General features: G+C 42.5%; 16 protein-coding genes and 1 pseudogene. 2 read left to right on the top strand and 15 right to left on the bottom strand.

The features are described from left to right. Positions 1 to 116: 116 nt before the first annotated feature. The gene (locus tag QM629_RS19700; RefSeq protein WP_415161621.1) at positions 117 to 329 is read right to left on the bottom strand and encodes a nucleotidyltransferase family protein; all 213 of its coding nucleotides are present in this window, start codon (positions 327 to 329) and stop codon (positions 117 to 119) included. Between the two features lie 145 nt (positions 330 to 474). Here QM629_RS19700 and QM629_RS19695 point away from each other — a divergent pair, with 145 nt between their 5' ends. Further along, on the top strand, positions 475 to 786 hold the full coding sequence (locus tag QM629_RS19695) for a TPR end-of-group domain-containing protein (protein ID WP_415161620.1): 312 nt from the start codon (positions 475 to 477) through the stop codon (positions 784 to 786). Positions 787 to 847: 61 nt separating this feature from the next. Here QM629_RS19695 and QM629_RS19690 read toward each other — a convergent pair whose 3' ends face one another. Together QM629_RS19690 and QM629_RS19685 are read right to left on the bottom strand one after the other, a co-directional pair. Further along, entirely contained in the window at positions 848 to 1,567 is a 720-nt protein-coding gene (locus QM629_RS19690; RefSeq protein ID WP_415161619.1) for a DUF3307 domain-containing protein, read from the bottom strand. Then, positions 1,554 to 2,180 carry a hypothetical protein gene (locus tag QM629_RS19685; RefSeq protein WP_415161618.1) on the bottom strand — a complete coding sequence of 209 codons (627 nt, stop codon included), beginning with the start codon at positions 2,178 to 2,180 and terminating at the stop codon, positions 1,554 to 1,556. Before QM629_RS19685 ends, QM629_RS19690 begins: the two co-directional genes overlap by 14 nt. Positions 2,181 to 2,551: 371 nt before the next feature. Between QM629_RS19685 and QM629_RS19680 the strand changes: the two are divergent. Continuing rightward, positions 2,552 to 2,761: pseudogene (locus QM629_RS19680) on the top strand (SRPBCC family protein); the annotation flags it as partial. 50 nt (positions 2,762 to 2,811) lie between these two features. Here QM629_RS19680 and QM629_RS19675 read toward each other — a convergent pair. From QM629_RS19675 to lon, 12 genes are all read right to left on the bottom strand, one after another. Continuing rightward, on the bottom strand, positions 2,812 to 3,204 hold the full coding sequence (locus tag QM629_RS19675; RefSeq protein WP_415161617.1) for a glutaminyl-peptide cyclotransferase: 393 nt from the start codon (positions 3,202 to 3,204) through the stop codon (positions 2,812 to 2,814). A 284-nt stretch (positions 3,205 to 3,488) separates the two neighbouring features. Next, on the bottom strand, positions 3,489 to 4,760 hold the full coding sequence (gene mtaB, locus QM629_RS19670) for a tRNA (N(6)-L-threonylcarbamoyladenosine(37)-C(2))-methylthiotransferase MtaB (protein ID WP_415161616.1): 1,272 nt from the start codon (positions 4,758 to 4,760) through the stop codon (positions 3,489 to 3,491). Between the two features lie 145 nt (positions 4,761 to 4,905). After that, positions 4,906 to 5,370: a CHRD domain-containing protein gene (locus QM629_RS19665; protein WP_415161615.1), complete on the bottom strand. Its 465-nt coding sequence runs from the start codon at positions 5,368 to 5,370 to the stop codon at positions 4,906 to 4,908. 245 nt (positions 5,371 to 5,615) lie between these two features. Beyond that, positions 5,616 to 6,680: a cobalamin-independent methionine synthase II family protein gene (locus QM629_RS19660; RefSeq protein WP_415161614.1), complete on the bottom strand. Its 1,065-nt coding sequence runs from the start codon at positions 6,678 to 6,680 to the stop codon at positions 5,616 to 5,618. Positions 6,681 to 6,957: 277 nt separating this feature from the next. After that, positions 6,958 to 7,509 carry a hypothetical protein gene (locus QM629_RS19655; RefSeq protein WP_415161613.1) on the bottom strand — a complete coding sequence of 184 codons (552 nt, stop codon included), beginning with the start codon at positions 7,507 to 7,509 and terminating at the stop codon, positions 6,958 to 6,960. 133 nt (positions 7,510 to 7,642) lie between these two features. Beyond that, positions 7,643 to 9,382, bottom strand: coding sequence for a DUF885 family protein (locus tag QM629_RS19650; protein WP_415161612.1), 1,740 nt, complete (start codon positions 9,380 to 9,382; stop codon positions 7,643 to 7,645). 194 nt (positions 9,383 to 9,576) lie between these two features. Then, positions 9,577 to 9,759: a hotdog fold thioesterase gene (locus tag QM629_RS19645; RefSeq protein ID WP_415161611.1), complete on the bottom strand. Its 183-nt coding sequence runs from the start codon at positions 9,757 to 9,759 to the stop codon at positions 9,577 to 9,579. Beyond that, positions 9,735 to 9,992: a PaaI family thioesterase gene (locus QM629_RS19640; RefSeq protein WP_415161610.1), complete on the bottom strand. Its 258-nt coding sequence runs from the start codon at positions 9,990 to 9,992 to the stop codon at positions 9,735 to 9,737. Before QM629_RS19640 ends, QM629_RS19645 begins: the two co-directional genes overlap by 25 nt. Positions 9,993 to 10,116: 124 nt before the next feature. Next, positions 10,117 to 11,649 (bottom strand): hypothetical protein, encoded by a 1,533-nt coding sequence (locus QM629_RS19635; RefSeq protein ID WP_415161609.1) that lies wholly within the window; start codon positions 11,647 to 11,649, stop codon positions 10,117 to 10,119. An 18-nt stretch (positions 11,650 to 11,667) separates the two neighbouring features. Beyond that, entirely contained in the window at positions 11,668 to 12,243 is a 576-nt protein-coding gene (locus QM629_RS19630) for an RNA polymerase sigma factor (RefSeq protein WP_415161608.1), read from the bottom strand. A gap of 152 nt (positions 12,244 to 12,395) precedes the next feature. Beyond that, positions 12,396 to 14,207, bottom strand: coding sequence for an ABC transporter ATP-binding protein (locus tag QM629_RS19625; protein WP_415161607.1), 1,812 nt, complete (start codon positions 14,205 to 14,207; stop codon positions 12,396 to 12,398). A 655-nt stretch (positions 14,208 to 14,862) separates the two neighbouring features. Beyond that, the gene (gene lon, locus QM629_RS19620) at positions 14,863 to 17,241 is read right to left on the bottom strand and encodes an endopeptidase La (RefSeq protein WP_415161606.1); all 2,379 of its coding nucleotides are present in this window, start codon (positions 17,239 to 17,241) and stop codon (positions 14,863 to 14,865) included. Positions 17,242 to 17,508 lie beyond the last annotated feature (267 nt).

Here is a 17,508-nt window from a genome sequence, read left to right as displayed (position 1 = left end):
TACCAGTATTTTGAGGAGTTTCAATCGGCAATTGAGCAGTTCTTCTCTAATCTCGAATATCAATTGGATGAGCTGATATCTTTACTACAATTTAATTTCGGAATTATTAAAGCAACTTAGTATAAAATCTTTTCAAGGTCTTCTGCCAGTTCAATAAATTCCATACCTACAGGCCGGGTAAATTCTACAATCACATCAATGTCGCTATCTGTTGTAAAATCATTTCTAACAACAGAACCAAACAATCCCAATGTTTTTATAGGGTAGGTTTTCAGCAAATGTTCCTTTTGCTGAGAAAGCCTTTGTTTGTATTGATGAAAATGATGCATAGGTTACAAGATAAGCATTTATTGCAAAGATGATTGAGTAAATTTAAGGATAGACCAGCTAATGATTCGCAAACTGCAAATTAATATTGCAATTGAATTATTATTGTGTCGTGTGTTGGAAACTCATCAATGAAAAATTAACTGTATGAAAACATTGCTCTTTATTTTGACCGTCACCTGTTTATCATTGAATCATTCATCTGCCCAAAGTGCAAATGCTGAACAGTTGATGGATGGTTTTAAAACAGGTAAATACGAAATATCAGATTATAATACGGCCTGCTATTTTGCTTTAGCGGGAAATACCCCGGCGGCATTGGTTTATCTTAAAGCAGCCATCAATGCCGGGTTCTCAGACACAAAAACATTGATGCAGGATAGCGACCTGGCAAGCCTTCATACAGAAGCCTCATGGAACAGCCTCGTTCAGCAAACGAAAACACGCAACGCGGGATGACAACCTTTCAAAGGTTGTCATCCCTTTGGCTAACTATAATGCCTGAAGCCGGCCTACCAACTTATATATGCAGGCTCAGTTTTACCAGTACGCCTGTAATAATGGCGATAGCAATACTGAGTAAAGTGCCGATAACAAGGTATTCCGTTTTAACCTCCTGCCTGTCTTTTTCCTGGAAACGGATAATACCTTTTGCTGCTACCAGCAACCCAATGGCAGAAAACTGACTGTATAATACCAGCACCAATACGATCACCCTTTCTGCAATGCCTATCCATTTACCGGCATTGGCAAGATTATGATCCGGGTCTTCCACCTTTTCACGCCAGCTATGGGTAAGCTGTCCGATAAGTATGCCGGCCGGCGCTGTTACAAATACAAAGGCTGTTATCAATACCCAGCCATGCAGGCCGATATCAGGCAAATGCTGCCACAGGGACAGCAGCACACCAGGGTAACAACTGCACCAGCAGGCTGCTATCACCAGTAAATGCAGCAACTGGTCTGCGATAAAATATTTTGCGGTGGCGGGCTTATACGATTTCCAGCCATCAATAGCCCAGTGGGTAACGGCTATTACAGGCAGCACCCTGGCATGTTGCAGGCCGGTGAGCAAGGCTGCGGTTATGGTGGTTACGGCTATATGCAGGTATAGTTTTACCGACCGGTAATGGTACCGGGCACGATGTGCCACCCAGCTTTTAGGCTGCAATATAAAGTCAGACAGCAGGTGCGCCAGCACCAGCCTTACGAGCCAGGTGAGCGCTTCATTGGTTATCATTTGGCATAAGGGTTATGATGTTTTGATAATGCTGCAAAATTACCTGCATTTCCGGCCACCGCGCAGCCTTAAGATGCTGGTGTATGGTGCTGGGCGATTTTTGCAGTTGTTGCGCCGCCGCCTGCTGCGACTGGCCCTGCAGCAAATAATGCACCGTGGCAGCCTGCCTGCCGGTGATGCCCGCACAAATCGCATCAAGGTACAGGGATATTACCTGCAATGCTTCGGCGGCCACCGGATCCGCCGCCGCCATGGCCATCCGGCTGTTCGTTCCTGCCAAAGTATCAAATGCCCGGCCGGATAATATAAAAGCTTCTTCTTTTGACTGCCACAAATGCCCGGTATTGCCGGCGCCATAGCCTATACCGATACCCATGCGTATATCAAAAGGCCTGCTCTCGGGCTCCAGCGCTATGGCAGCCGTGCGGCATAATAATGCCAGTTGCAGCGACAGTGCCGGCTGCAACACCAATACCTGGAAACTGTCGCCTCTGAAAAACTCATGCGGTTGGTCAGCAAACAGCCCTTCCAGTGTTTGCAGCAATTGCGTTTCCTGTTTTTTATTCATCCTGGTGGAATTAACAATATCGGCAGTGATAACAGCCTGTAGCATCTTAATTCGTTTAATTAATCGAATTTAAGAAATTTTCGTATAAATAACCGAATTATTTAAAAATTTGTATTAATATACGAATCAATGGTTCGTAATAGTTTAGCCGGCAAAAGGGATGTTGAGTTGAACAGAGGCTGTCTCAAAAGTCGAGTCAGCCTCTTTTTTATTCGGATACCTGATGGAGAAAGGTTTCGTTTAAGCGATTCTCAAAGCCTTCAATTTATTTTTGAGGCTTCCTCTTAACCTGCAATATGCAATCAGTAATTCATCCGGCAGATAAAGCTGCTTTTGCATGTTATTATATTTTATAAAATTATACATGCCGCCAAAACTGATCAGGAAAAAGAGTTAATTTCAAATTTCGCAGGTGGGTGGGACACCCATCTGTAGAACCCGCTACCGGTCATGTGTCCTCACCGGCCGAAGGCGAGGAATACGTGCATGTATGCAAGGTGCTGGAAGTGATTCCGTATAAAAAATTACAGTATAGCTGGGTTTATAAAGGTTATTCCGGTTATTCTGTTGTAACATTCGAGCTATTTGAAGAAGGCGATAAAACACGCTTAAGGCTTATGCATGAAGGTTTGGAAAGCTTTGCAGTAAACGGTCCTGATTTTTGCTGTTACAAGCTTCAATGCCGGCTGGAACGAAATTGTAAATGTGATGCTGGAAAAGTATTTGGAAAAACAATGCCTTCTCCGAAATATTTCTTTTTATCCAGTTCAATTTTCTTCTCCAAACCGCCGGTTGATAAATCGTTTGCGATAACCAATGATTTTGTAAACGGGATATCTGCCGGCGAGCCGGTGCTTTCATAAATTTTTCCATCATAAAATACCAATCCTTCTGTAAATAAAGAAGTATCGTGCGGAAAAGCTTTTATTACTGAATAGCTGATCTGGGGAACAGCTTGTGCAGAACTGATGGCACTGCTTTCTGCTGTGCTGTTATTATTCTTGCAGGACAGTAAAAAAGAAAAAAATGAGCAGGGAACAAGTAATGATTTTTTGTTTAAAAACTTCATGAACGGCGTGTTATTGGGTATATGAAAAGCCAATGTTTGCTTAAAGGTTTAATTTTTAAAATATACAATAATCAATACACAATCAATGTCGTTTAGTTAACCTTGTTTTGACCTCACCCTAAATCCCTCCCGAATGGTCGGGACAAGTTCTCCAAAGGAGAGGGACTTTACAAATATTCCTTAACCAAACGACATTGAATACGCAATGACCAATAATCATTGGGAGGTGAACCTTTGAGCATTTCGTATTGAAAATTGATTATTGAAAGGGAAACGATCAAAAACTACATCTTCCACTCCACAATTGCATTTGCCCATTCATGGCGGTAAGGAGTTGTAATGTGGATGTAATTATCGGTATAGCCTTCCATCATGCCGTTTTTGTTATGGTCTTCAAACAACACTTTTCTTGTTTGCCCGGCATGCTGTGCAGTAAAATATTGCAGCTTTTGATAAGACAGGTTGCGCAGAATTTTATTACGCTCATACCTTGTATGCATAGCCACGACAGGATTTATTTCAAGCGCTTTGGTATTATCTCTTTCTGAATAAGTGAATACATGCAGGTAAGAAACATCAAGGTTATGCAGAAATTCAAACGTTTCATTAAAGGCAGCAGCATCTTCTGAAGGAAAGCCAACAATCACATCAACGCCAATGGCGCAGTGCGGCATGAACTGTTTTACAACAGCTACTTTTTCTGCATATAATTCCTTGCGGTAACGGCGGCGCATTAAGCCTAAAATTTTATTGCTGCCGCTTTGCAGCGGTATATGAAAATGCGGCATAAAGCGTTTGCTTTCGGCCACAAACTGTATGATATCGTTGGTTAGTAAATTGGGTTCGATAGAAGATATGCGGTAACGCTCAATGCCTTCCACTTTATCTAATTCCTGTATAAGCTGATAAAAGTTCTGCGTATGTTTTTCGCCATCCGGGCCTTTCCCAAAATCGCCGAGGTTTACACCGGTTAATACAATTTCCTTCACCCCTTTTGCAGCAAGCTCTTTTGTATTGCGAATAACATTATCAATACTGTCGCTGCGGCTTTTGCCACGCGCCATGGGAATGGTGCAGAAAGAACAACTGTAATCGCAGCCATCCTGCACTTTTAAGAAAGTTCTTGTTCTGTCGTTTACAGAAAATGAAGTATTAAAACCGGTAACGGTTTCAATATCGCAACTGCATATTTTAGCTGAATCATTTTTATGCAGTTCCTTTAAATGCCGGGTGATATTGAATTTTTCTGCGGCGCCCAACACTAAATCAACGCCTGGTATTGCTGCTATTTCTTTTGGTTTTAACTGGGCATAACAGCCGGTAATTACCACGAGGCTTTCCGGCGCTTTGCGCTGTATTCTTCTTACAAGCTGGCGGCATTCCTTATCGGCATTATCAGTAACGGAGCAGGTGTTTATCACATATACATCGGCGTTATCATCAAAGTCTTTTTTCTCAAAACCATCCGCTTCCAATAACCTGGAAAGCGTGGATGTTTCTGAAAAGTTCAGCTTGCAGCCCAAAGTGTGAAACGCTACCGACCGCCGTTTTTGCATAAGCGTGCAAAGATACAGCCTGCAGATTTCTGATAGTTATCTTAACGAATTTAAGTTGCAGTTTAACAAAAAGGAAATGTGCATACCAGGCACACAGTACTTGCTGGAATGCTTGATTTACACGGCCGATTGATTATGTGCCTGATTATTTTTGAGGTTTTAAAAGCTGACCTCTTATTTCACCATCGCTGTATGCGGCAGTGCTTACATTTACATACCAGGTATAATTAAGCAAGGCGGCTTCATATTGCTGGTCAATGGTTAAATAACCCGAAACCCCATTGCTTGAAAAAGAATTTGTTACGGGAATATTGATATAGCCGGTATCTCCATCCGGTACCTGGAAGTTAATTAATGAAGGCGTGCCGGTTAAGCCATCCCAGGTAATGGTATAGGCAAGCTGGTTTTTAATGGAATCATAAGTTGCGTAGCAGGCGCCTGTTCCTGTTTCGCTATTGGCTGGTATGGCCTGCGTTCCGTCAAGTGATGAAGCGAAAGAAAAAAGGTAATCCTCCACATCATCCTTTTTGCAGGCGTTGAAACCTGCAAATATTGCCAGTACAATTAACGCATACGTTACAATGCCGGCGCGATGTTTTGCTTTATTCATAGTTATTGTTTATCCTGTTAAAACCCGATTGGCAAATAACGCGCCATTTGCCGGGATATAATTATTTCCGCTTAGAAAGTTTTCCACGAATGAGGGATTGGTGATGGCTGTAGTTATAAGCTGCAAATGTTAAGCGGCACAGATTACAAAGATGCTCTGCTTATAGCTCAACGCACATAGCTGATTTCTTATTATGCCGTTACCGTCAATGAAAACCTGTTCACCCAAACAGATGATTGTTATATTTATTTTGATAGTTTTTGTTCAGCGAGCTTTGTTCCTTCAATACGAGCTTTTATTTTTGCAAACGCTGTATCCCTTGATGTGGAAAGGTCATCGGCAAAAGGAGAGAAGCCGCAATCATCTGTTGTGCCGAGTTGCTGCAGCGGTATTTTTTCTGCTGCTTCTATAACGGTATCACATATTTCTTCCGGTGTTTCCACGCGCGGGCTCAATACATCCGTAACGCCGATAAAGACCGTTTGATCCGGGCGAATATTTTCTTTGATGGATTGCAATACATCCTGCTTGTTTTTTTCACCTGCATATTCCAGATAAAAATTGCCTGCATTCAATTCAAACAATAAAGGCAACAGATCGGCATAGTTAATATCTGCGCTGTGTGTGGAATCGTGATCGCCGCCGGGGCAGGAATGCACACCGATCCGTTTTCTTTCTTCCGCAGAAAAACGTGCCAGCACTTTGTTGTTAAGATCAATGAATGATCGCAATAAGCTTTTTGAAGGGTCGAGTTTTAAAGCCAGCCTTCCTTCTGTAAAATCTATCTGTACATTGTATGCCCCGCTGTTCAGGCATTTTCTTATATCGGCTTCGGCTTCATTCACCAAATCACTGATAAACTGTTCCTGCGAATAACCTTCAATGCCTTGCTGCGGATATAATAAGCTGATAGCCGATATGGCAATTACAGCCTGCTTCACCGGCAGTGTTGTTAATTGTTTTGCTTTTATTAAATAACGGTCTGCATACATTGAATAATGAAACGGCCCTGAAGTTATTGTGGGCAACTGCCTGGTGTGGCCGTCAGCAAAGGGGATAACAACGCCATTGGGCGAGAGGCCTTTTATGCCGCTGACGGGATATGTGGCAAAACTGGGCTTTGTTTGTTCGCCGTCGGTTATTACGGGCGAACCTGTTTCTTCAAACCGCTGAATGGTGTCCTGCAATGCTTTGTCAAATAACTGCTGCAGTTCGGTTTCACTTATCTGCTGCTGTGCATAAGCGCTTAATGCTTCCACCAGGTACTTAGGGCGTGGCACACTGCCAACCGGTTCTGTTCTTAATTTCATAGTTGTAGTTTTTATTTGTTTGCGTTGAGAGGTTGTTTGAAAAAGAATGTCTTGCCAGGAAGGTGCTAAGGCACGAAAAATTAAGATTCAAAATCAAAGCCTTGCGCCTTTTGTAGCTCTATCTTCCGAGCCAGTCTTTTATACAGCCTCATAACGACGTTATGATTGTTTACGCGGCTTATTGTTTGCCTGCTGATGAAGGAGATATAACTTACGGAATCTGCCGGGCGCTGTTTAAAGGCCCGTCTGTAACAATTAACGGAAGAATGTTAAAAGCTTAAACAAACAAGTCGGGCGGCTGTATGGTTTTCCGTATAAAACCTTTTAGCGTAGCACAGTTATTAAGGGCGGCCGTTTTATGTATTAAGGCAAGGAGCGCATTCAGGTTAAATCCTGTTATTGTAGTATGGTATTCATTGCCGGCATTAAATTGCTTAAGTATACCCTGTTCAGCCTTTTTGTCGCTTGAATTGCACGAATAATGGCTGGCATATACAAGCCTGCAGTTGTTAATGTCTGTTTTTTGCCTGTTGGCAATGCAATACAGGTATAAAGTATCGTTGCGCACCATCCGCTTTACATAGTTGTATTGAACCCCGTTCATTTCCACCTGCCCGTCGCATCGCTGGCAGGCGCCGTTATTTTGAATATAAGGCGCGTGCAGGGCAAACTTTAATAACACCAGCTCGCTCTCCTCATAATTGTTGTTATCCAGTATTGCAATCATGTTTCTGCCGGCAGATTGTTCCATCACTGAGAAAAGCAGCCTGTATGCAAAAACATTAAAAAGATGAATAGAAAGCAGTAATATGGTAAAAACCTTCTTCAAGTAAATTAGTTAGCGGCAAGGTAAACAAAGAATTATTAAAACAACCGCTTGTTTAATTAACATAAAGAGCGCTATGCCGGTAAAATTATTTCCTGTTTGTATGAACGGCCGCAAAAGGGCCGGCTGGTTAATCTCAGAACTGATAAAATTTCCAGTTGGCTTTATAATCTTTTGTAAGCGGCAAATTTTCCAGTATGGCCCTTTCCATTTCTATCGGCACAGTGTTTTGCTGAATAAAGGCATCATGAAAATCTTTGTAACGCATCTTCTTTGTGTCAACCAGTTCTCTTTTTAACTGCATGATCTGCAAACCGCCGATCATGTAACCTATTTGGTATAAAGGATCATAGCCGCCTTCAAATGAACGGCGCACTTCGCCTTCCGCATTGGCGCGCTCATGGCCTACACTGTCAACCAGAAAATCAATGCATTCCTGCGGGCTCCATTTGCCTGTATGATAGTTGATGGAAAAAATGATTCTTGCACAACGGTGCATGCGCCAGAACAACATGCCTACGCGGTCTTCGGGCGATTGCGGAAAGCCAAGGTCCCACAGCAGCATCTCCCAATATAAGGACCAGCCTTCTATCCAGAACGATGTATTAAACTGGCGGCGGTATGGTTTATAACGGCTCATCATATAAAATTCAAGCCGGTGTCCTGCAATCAGCTCATGGTGCACGGTTGCCCTGGAGAAATGCGGGTTGTTGCCCCGCATGCTCATCATTTTATCTTCTTCGCTCATATCATTTGTGGGATAAGAAATAATAAGCTCCTCGCCGCCTAAAAAGAAAGGGTTTACCCGTTGGTCTGCCGGCGACATCATGCTCATGCGCCATGTTTCTTCCGCCAGTGGCGGAATGGTTATCAGGTTGTGCTGTTTAATAAAATTCACCGATTCATTATACAGCTTAAACATAGCCGCAGGCTGCTGGCCCGGCGGCACATAGCTTTGCTTTACTTTTTCCAATGCCGCCTTCCAGTCATTGCCAAAACCCATCTCATTACTGGCTTTGAGCATTTCTTTCATACACCATGCATATTCTTTGTTGGCGATTGCAATAAGTTCATCGGGCGTATAGTCAATCATTTCATATTTCAGCCCGCGCATTAAGCCTTCCAGGCCTATTGGGTTTCCTTTTATGCCGCTGCTGTCTTTTTTGGGCGGTAGTGCACTTTTTTCTTTTGCTTTAATATCGCCGGCATATACGTTCAGCAAACTGTCTGTTATTTTGTACGGCCGGGGCACCCACCAGGTAAACATGGGGTCGTAACCATTATAAAACTTATAAATGCTTTTTAATGCATCCTGCAAGCCTTCAATGGCGCCGGCTGCCCGTTCGCCCAGGTTAAAAGAGATGGATGATTGCAGGGCCAGTCGTTTTTGCAGCGATTGTATTTGTTTGCCCCAATTATTCAGGCCGGCAGCAAGCTGTTGCGCATCAGGTACAGCGCCGCGCCTGCGCAACCGTTCATACGCATAGATACTATCGGCAAAAGGAAACCACTGTTTTACAGAATCATATTCCTTTGCTTCTTTTTCAAGCTGATATTGTTCTTCATGCAGGTCGCGGTTAAAAAGTATATAATCTGCTTTCGTGCCGGCATTGAGCTTATCAAAATCAAGCTGGCCGAGCTTATCTATGTATTCATTAACTGTTGACAATAATCTTTCTCTTCTTTCCGGTGAATTCTGAATAACATAAAAGCGTGTAAGATTGCGGTAGTCTGCATTGTATTGTACCATAATATCATTCACTTCGCTGGTTTGCTGGTATAGCGAAGGTTCGGGAACGGGTTGTGCAATTGCGCCTGATGCCAATACAAAAACTGTGCAGCAGCATACAAAAGATTTTAAACAATAATTTTTCACGTGCAGGTTATTTTTGGTAAGGTGCGAATTTAAAAAATCAATGAAACCGAGCACGATAATTTTTCTCACACAGCCTGTCCCGAACCAGCTTCGGGAGGGGAATGTGCATAGCGAGGTTCTCCCGAAGCAAGTTCGGGACAGGCATGAGACCATTGAAAAAACAAACTTGTACGAATGAAATATTGATGCAAAACTTAAACCACTGGTTTTCCTGTTCTGTAGCAGGTGCCTTTAAACAATGCAATCAATTGATGATGCTGGTTTTTAATTTCAACAAGGTAAACGCCCGTATTGTTACCATTACGCATTTCTTTGGCCTCGGCCATTAATTCATCGCCAATATATACCGGTTTTAAAAACGATATGGCCGTTTCCAAAGCCAGTGATAAATTATTGCGGCTGTTACAGGCAAATGCAAAGGCCTGTCGGCAAGTGAAAAAGCAATGCCGCCATGCACCACGTTCAGGCCATTTACCATTTCCTGCCGAACGCTTATTTTTATTTTGCTGTAGCCTTCTTTTATTTCAAGCAGTTCTATGCCCAGCCATTGGCTGAAAGCATCTTTTCGCAGTATATATTCAACTATGGAAGATGGCGTGACTGCATGCATGCAAACGGAATTTAGAAAGTGAAGTTATATTAAAAGCATGTATTCCTGTTCTGGCAATTCCGGAATCAGGCATTGTTAAGTTTCTGTAAAACGTATCGGGCTTAAATTTTTAAGGCTGCTGCTATTATTTAAGCTGTTTTACCACACCTATCTTAATACCATAGTTAACCAGGTATTCTTTGTTAGGATATTTGTCAACAAGCGAAGGCAGCACCTGGTAACGCAACTGCGGGCCGATCTGCCAGCGGTAGCTGCCTGTGGTATAACCCAGGAATGTTTCAAGATTTGCATTCACATTCCAGTTGCGCACGTAAGTTGATCCGTTAGTATAGTTTTTATAACTGGAAGAAATAATGAGCGGTTGTTTATTAAATGTATAAGTAGGCTGAATTGTGCTGCCTAAGCCCCAGCTGAAGTTTCCGAAGTGTAAGATATTCCATTCAATACCTACAGGCACAGATAGCTGGAAATAACGGTTCTTAATGCCAAGCGGTTTGGTGGCTGATTCGCTTTTTAAGCTGGAAACCGTATTTTCTGCATCCGCATCTTCATCTGATGTAACGGCTGCTGACGCATCTTGTGTATAGGTAAAGGCTTTTATATTGTACTGGCTTATATTAAACTGAACGCCGCCCGTGAGCGTGAATTTATTATTTAACTTATAACCGAGGCCCAGGCCTGTTTCATATCCAAGTGCGGGGCTTTGGTTTATAGCAACCGAAGGATTTACAGAGGAGCTCGATTCCGAAGATGCATCTGTGCTTTGTTTGGCCGAGCCTGTATTTTCCTTAAGCCTGCGGTAGCTAACAGAAGGCGTTAGGTAAAACCTGAAATCAAGCCCTGATAAATCTAAACCTCTTCCAAAATTTTTTAAAGAAGGCAAAATGTCTTTATGTTTTGACAATGCTTTTAATTCAAAATAATCGTGGTAGCTGTAGTTGAAACTGCTTTTGCCGGGCTGAAAGAAAGCTGCGCTTCCGGCAGGCGTATATGCCGGCCCCGAATTTAAGATGCTTCTTAATCTTGACGTGATATTGAAAAAGTAATTATCTATATTCCTGAATGTAAACGAAGGGGATGTTTGGTTAAGATGATCATCCATATTGGCGTTGGCTGCATTAACGTTGCTCTTTGCGGCAGCAATTGTTTTAGCGTTGCCCGGCACATAAGGTGCAGAGAATGTGTTAACATAAGGCATATTGCTAACTGTAATATCTGTAATGTTGGTTGTTGTTCGTGCGGGGGCTTCTATAGCGGCCAGCTGCAGGGCAATGGCATTGTCAATTCTTATTTTTTCTGCAACAGTATTTATGGTGCGGGAAGTTATTTGATCTACAGCATAATTATTGCCGGCAAGTGGTGCATTATCTTTTACCGGCTCATTTATTTTATTGCTCACTTCGTCATTGTGCGGGCTTTGCTGTGAAAAAGCAAAGTTTGGCGTTATGGCATCTGGTACAGGTTTATTTAGAATGGTGCCTATTAAAAGGCCCGAAATAATTAATACAGTAAAGATAGAAAGAGCAGGCCATTTTTTAGGTGTATGCACTTTGCCCCGTATATTTTGCCAAACGCGTTCGGAAGGATACATCCTGTGGCTATCCACATGCTCCCTAAGGTATTCTTCAAAATCATCCCTATGGTTGGAGTCGTGCATTGCTCTGTTTATTCAGTACTACTTAAAAGCTGCGGTTAGAGAATATGTTCCAGCAGGCTTTTCAATAATTTTCTTTTTAACAAGAATTGTTTCCAGCATTGTTTTGGCCCTGGTGCATTGGCTGCGGCTCGTGCTTTCTTCTATATCCAGCATTTGTGCTATTTCTTTATGACTGTAACCTTCAATTGCATATAGGTTTAAAACTGTTCTGTAACCAATCGGCAATAGTCTTATGCATTCAACTACCTGCCTCACCATCATTAAAGACGGAACAGTTTCCTCTTTCACCTGAACGTCTGTTACATAAGCGAGATCAAGGCTTTCACTGAACTTTTTGTGTTTCTTAAGAAAGTTGATACAAGTATGCACTATTATTCTTCTTATCCAGCCTTCAAAAGAACCTGAGTTGCGAAAAGAATTTATTTGTGTGAACACCCTGATAAACCCTTCCTGCAGCATGTCTTCAGCATCTTCCCGGTTTTGTGCGAAACGATAACAAACTGAAAGCATTTTGGGGCTGTACCGGTTATACAACTCCCGTTGTGCCACAGGATCGTTTTTAAGACAGCCGGCTAAAATAGATTGTTCCGTCATGCAGGTAATTTGTTAATTACCCACCAAGATAGACAAATTATATATGCAAAATGCTGCAAATCAAAAATTATCTATGCCTATCGCGGTGGTTTTTATTAATAATTTTTTTTGAAACTGTAATAAACAGCAATTTCCAATAAAGCTAACACAAATTAGGCAGGTTGTTTTGAAACAGCAAATTTTCTTTCTCCGATTTGCTGGCGCCACATGGCATAGTACAAACCTTTTTCTTCCAGCAATTCATAATGTGTGCCTGTTTCAACTATGCGGCCTTTTTCCAGCACATAAATCCTGTCGGCGTGCATGATGGTGCTAAGCCTGTGCGCAATTAAAACCGTAACCTGCTCTTTCATCTCCGATATTTCTTTAATGGTTGCGGTTATCTCCTCTTCCGTAATAGAATCCAGCGAGGAAGTAGCTTCATCAAATATCAGTAAATGCGGTTTGCGCAATAAAGAACGCGCAATGCTTAATCTTTGTTTTTCGCCCCCGCTTAATTTTAAGCCGCCTTCGCCTATAACCGTGTTGATGCCGTTATCGGCTCTTTCCAGTAAGCTCTGGCAACTGGCTTTGTGCAAGGCATCCAGCAGGTCATCATCACCGGCGCCGGGATGCACAAATAAGAGATTTTCTTTTATGGTACCTGCGAACAATTGTGTATCCTGCGTTACAAAGCCAATTTGTTTTCGCAGGTCTTCAAGCGCTATTTCGCTGCTGTCAACTCCGTTATAATACACATTGCCCGTTTGCGGATTATATAATCCCACCAGCATTTTTACCAGGGTGCTTTTGCCTGCGCCGGAAGGGCCAACAAATGCAATAGTTTCACCCTTTTCTGCATCAAAGCTTATATCATCAAGCGCTTTGTATTGCGCCGTTTGATGCCTGAACGAAACACCTTTAAAGCGCAGTCTTTCAAGGTTGCCGATATGTATGGGTGAAGCAGGCATTCTTTCGGCCGGCCTTTTCATTACATTATCAAAATTCATCAGCGAAGCTTCGGCTTCACGGTAAGACATAATGATATTGCCTATTTCCTGCAGCGGACCGAATATGAAGAAGGAATAAAAGGTGAGCGTCATAACCTGCCCTGCCGTTAACTGCCCCCTGAAAACAAGCCATGCCAGTGTAAACATAATCACCTGCCGCAAAAAGTTTACAAAAGTGCCTTGTATAAAACTCAGCGTTCTTATGCTTTTTACTTTTCGCAATTCAAGGCCAAGTATTTTGTAGGTATTTTTATTCAGCCGGTCAACTTCCTGGTTGGTTAAGCCAAGGCTTTTTACCAGTTCAATATTGCGCAGCGATTCTGTGGTGGAACCTGCCAGCGCATTGGTTTCTTTTACAATATTTTTTTGTATGAGTTTTATTTTCCTGCTTAAAAAACTGGTAAGCCATGCCAGCGCAGCAATGCCAAGCGTATAAATAGGCATGATGGACCAATGCAGGCTGAAAGCATAAACGCTTACGAAAATAACGCCCACTATAATGGCGAATAAAACGTTGATAAACGAAATAATAAATTTTTCTGTATCGGCCCTTACTTTGGTTAAGATAGAAAGCGTTTCGCCGCTGCGCTGGTCTTCAAAATCCTGGTAAGGCAGCAGCATGGAATGTTTTAAACCATCCGTAAAAATTTTTGCACCAAATTTTTGCACAATCACATTGGTAAAATAATCCTGGAAGGCTTTTGCAATTCTTGATACCATGGCCACGCCGATAAATATTCCCAGGAAACCAATTACGCCCCAGATAAATTGATTGGTTGTTCGGGTGGCTGTTTTAATAAAATTTTTGTGTGCATCAAAATAGCCGGTATCGAAAGGATGCACGAGGTATTTATCAAAGAATTTCCCAAAGAAATACGGGTCGAGCATGGAAAAGCTTTGGTTGATGGCAGCCAGCAGCAAAGCCAGTACCACCAGCCATTTATATGGTTTTAAATATTGGAGCAGAATTTTCATGAAGTAATGTTTTATCCTGTTATAATAACTGTTAATATACTTTCAATAAAATGAAACCGAGCATGATAATTTTTCTCACACAACCTGTCCCGAACCAGCTTCGGGAGGGGGAATGCCTGCCTGCCGGCGAGGCAGGTACATAGCGAGGTTCTCCCGAAGCAAGTTCGGGACAGGCATGAGGCCATTGAAAAAACAAATATGCACGAATGAAACCGAGCATGATAATTTTTTCTCACACAGGGGAATGTACATAGCGAGGTTCCATTAGACCATTGAAAAATCAAACTTGTACGAATAAATGTTAGCTGAATACAATTTTATAAAATTAACTGAAGAATGTCGGCGGTATTGGTCTGGCTTTTCCAGGCGTCTGACCGTTATTCAAAACAGGAAGCTTAAGCTGCCATAAAAAGCCATAGTATAAGTGATGCGATCCGCCGCGGCGGACAAGCTGCAACCCGGATGCCATGAAATACAAAAGCCCGTACTCCAGAAAAATTAAATGCGAAGCATTCTTCTTACAACTGACCAACATATTCAATATTCAACAATACAGTAATCAATGTTGAATTGTAAAGTCTTCAAGAATTGAATATTGTTTATTGCTCCGAACTTTAGAGCTTGCAGATTTTACGATTGAACGCGATTCACGTAATCACACCAGCGCAATATCAAGCACCTGCTGCATATTTTTTACATAATGAAACGTGATGCCTTTAATGAAATTGCTGTCAATTTCTTTTACATCTTTTTCATTGAGATAACACATCAGGATGTCTTTTAAACCGGCCCGCTTGGCGGCCAGTACTTTTTCTTTAATGCCGCCCACCGGCAATACCTGTCCGCGTAAAGTGATCTCACCCGTCATGGCGAGATACGGTTTAATTTTTCTGCCCGTAAATGCAGACGCCAGTGAGCTTAACATGGTAACACCGGCGCTCGGCCCGTCTTTTGGCACAGCGCCTTCCGGCACATGAATATGAATGTTTTTCTTACTGAAAACGGATGGGTCAATGCCATACTTTTTTGCATTCGCCTGCAAATAACTTAATGCCGTGGCTGCGCTTTCCTTCATTACATTGCCGAGGTTGCCGGTAAGTTTTAATTCGCCTTTGCCTTCGCTTAAAATACTTTCAATAAAAAGAATGTCACCGCCAACATACGTCCAGGCAAGGCCAACGGCCACACCCGGCATGTTTGCAGTTTTATAAATTTCGTTGCTGTATTTCTGCGTGCCAAGTATTTTTTCAATATCGCTTAAAGAAACCGTAGGTGAAACCCTGCCACGCAAAGAAAACTCCTTTGCCTTGTTGCGCATGATAGCTGCCAGTTGCCTGTCTAATTCGCGCACGCCGCTTTCGCGGGTATAGTTCTCAATCACTTTTTGCAAAACCTTATCGCTTATTTTAAGGGTAAGCTTACCCAAGCCATGCGCCTCTTTTTGTTTGGGAACAAGATGGCGCTGCGCTATCTGTATCTTTTCTTCAACGGCATAGCCGCTCAGGTCAATTATCTCCAAACGGTCACGTAAGGCAGGTTGTATATTTTGAATATTATTCGCCGTTGCAATGAATAATACTTTACTTAAATCGTATTCCAGTTCAAGATAATTATCGTAAAAAGTATTGTTCTGTTCCGGGTCCAGTACTTCCAGCAAAGCCGAAGAAGGGTCGCCCCTGAAATCAGTGCCCACTTTATCAATTTCATCCAAAACCATTAAAGGGTTGGATGATTTCACTTTCCTGATATTCTGGATAATACGGCCCGGCATGGCCCCGATATATGTTTTGCGGTGGCCGCGTATTTCGCTTTCATCATGCAGGCCGCCCAGGCTCACCCGCACATATTTCCTGCCAATGGCATGTGCAATGCTTTTGCCCAGCGATGTTTTGCCAATGCCGGGCGCCCCGGTAAAGCAAAGTATCGGGCTTTTCATATCGCCTTTCAGCTTTAAAACGGCAATGTATTCAAGAATGCGCTCTTTAATCTTCCTCATGCCGTAATGATCGGCATCCAGCACCCTGGCGGCATGCTTCAGGTCGTAATTATCCTGCGTGTATTCCTGCCAGGGCAGGTCGAGCAAAAGATCAAGATGATTATAAATAACAGAGTAATCCGGTGTGGTAGGATGCATTCTCTCCAGCTTGGCAATATTGCTTTTGAACATTTCCTTCGCCGCTTCCGACCATTTCTTTTGCTCCGCTTTTTTCTTCATTTCGGCAATCTCCCGTTCATTGGTATCGCCGCCCAGTTCATCCTTAATGCTTTTTAATTGCTGCTGCAGAAAATATTCGCGTTGCTGTTTATCAATCTCCGTGCGTGTTTTCGTGGTTACTTTGTTTTTCAGTTCGGCAAACTGCAGTTCCTTATGCAAAAGCTCAATCAGTTTTTCTGCGCGAAGCTCAAGGTCGTCAATTTCCAGCAGGTTTTGTTTTTCACTTACATCGCTGTTTAAGTTGCTGCTTACGAAATTAATAAGGAAAGCAGGGTTTTCTATATTTTTAAGGATGATGGCCGCTTCTGCGGGAAGGTTGGGCGAGATCTGGATGATCTGCGAAGCCAGGTCTTTGATAGATGCCAGGTGCGCCTCGAAGCTTTCTTCCGGGGGCGCCTCATTTTCTGCCAGCACCTGGATGGATGCGGTATAATAAGGCTCTGTTTGAATGATACCGGTTACGCTGAACCTTTTTTTCCCCTGTATAATGATGGTGGTGCCGCCATCGGGCATTTTTATCAGCTTTACAATTTTGGCAACCGTGCCTATGCCGCACATATCGGCCGGCCCCGGCTCTTCTACATTCGCATCTTTCTGAGACAGCACGCCAATAAGCTTATCGCCTTTGTAAGCTTCGTTCACGGCTTTGATACTTTTATCGCGGCCAACGGTTATCGGCAGCACAACGCCGGGAAAAAGCACTGTATTTCGTAAAGGTAAAAGTGGAAGCGTATCCGGAACTACCAGGTTTTTATCCTGGTCGTCGTTTTCATTAATGGGTATGATGGGCAAAAAATCTGCATCTTCGTCACTAAGCATAAATTTATTCATATTCCTTTCAAAAAGTCAGTTTGTCATTTAAAACGCTAAAATCAGCGAAAGTAGATACGTTCAATTAAAATGCCATAAGCGAAATTTATGTTTTATGGCATTAATTCAAGACAAACTTGTAGCAATTGGCAGGGCAAACGCATCTAAATTAGGTGGAAATAATTCCCAAATGTGGATAAGAATGCGGGTTTAAAGAGATTGGGCAGAAGTTATCTACGTTTGTCTTTTGTTAAGTATAAAGCAGGAAAATGCATT

Source organism: Parafilimonas sp., from assembly GCF_047606085.1.
Taxonomy (GTDB): Bacteria; Bacteroidota; Bacteroidia; order Chitinophagales; family Chitinophagaceae; genus Parafilimonas.
This window is presented reverse-complemented; position numbering and strand designations above follow the sequence as displayed.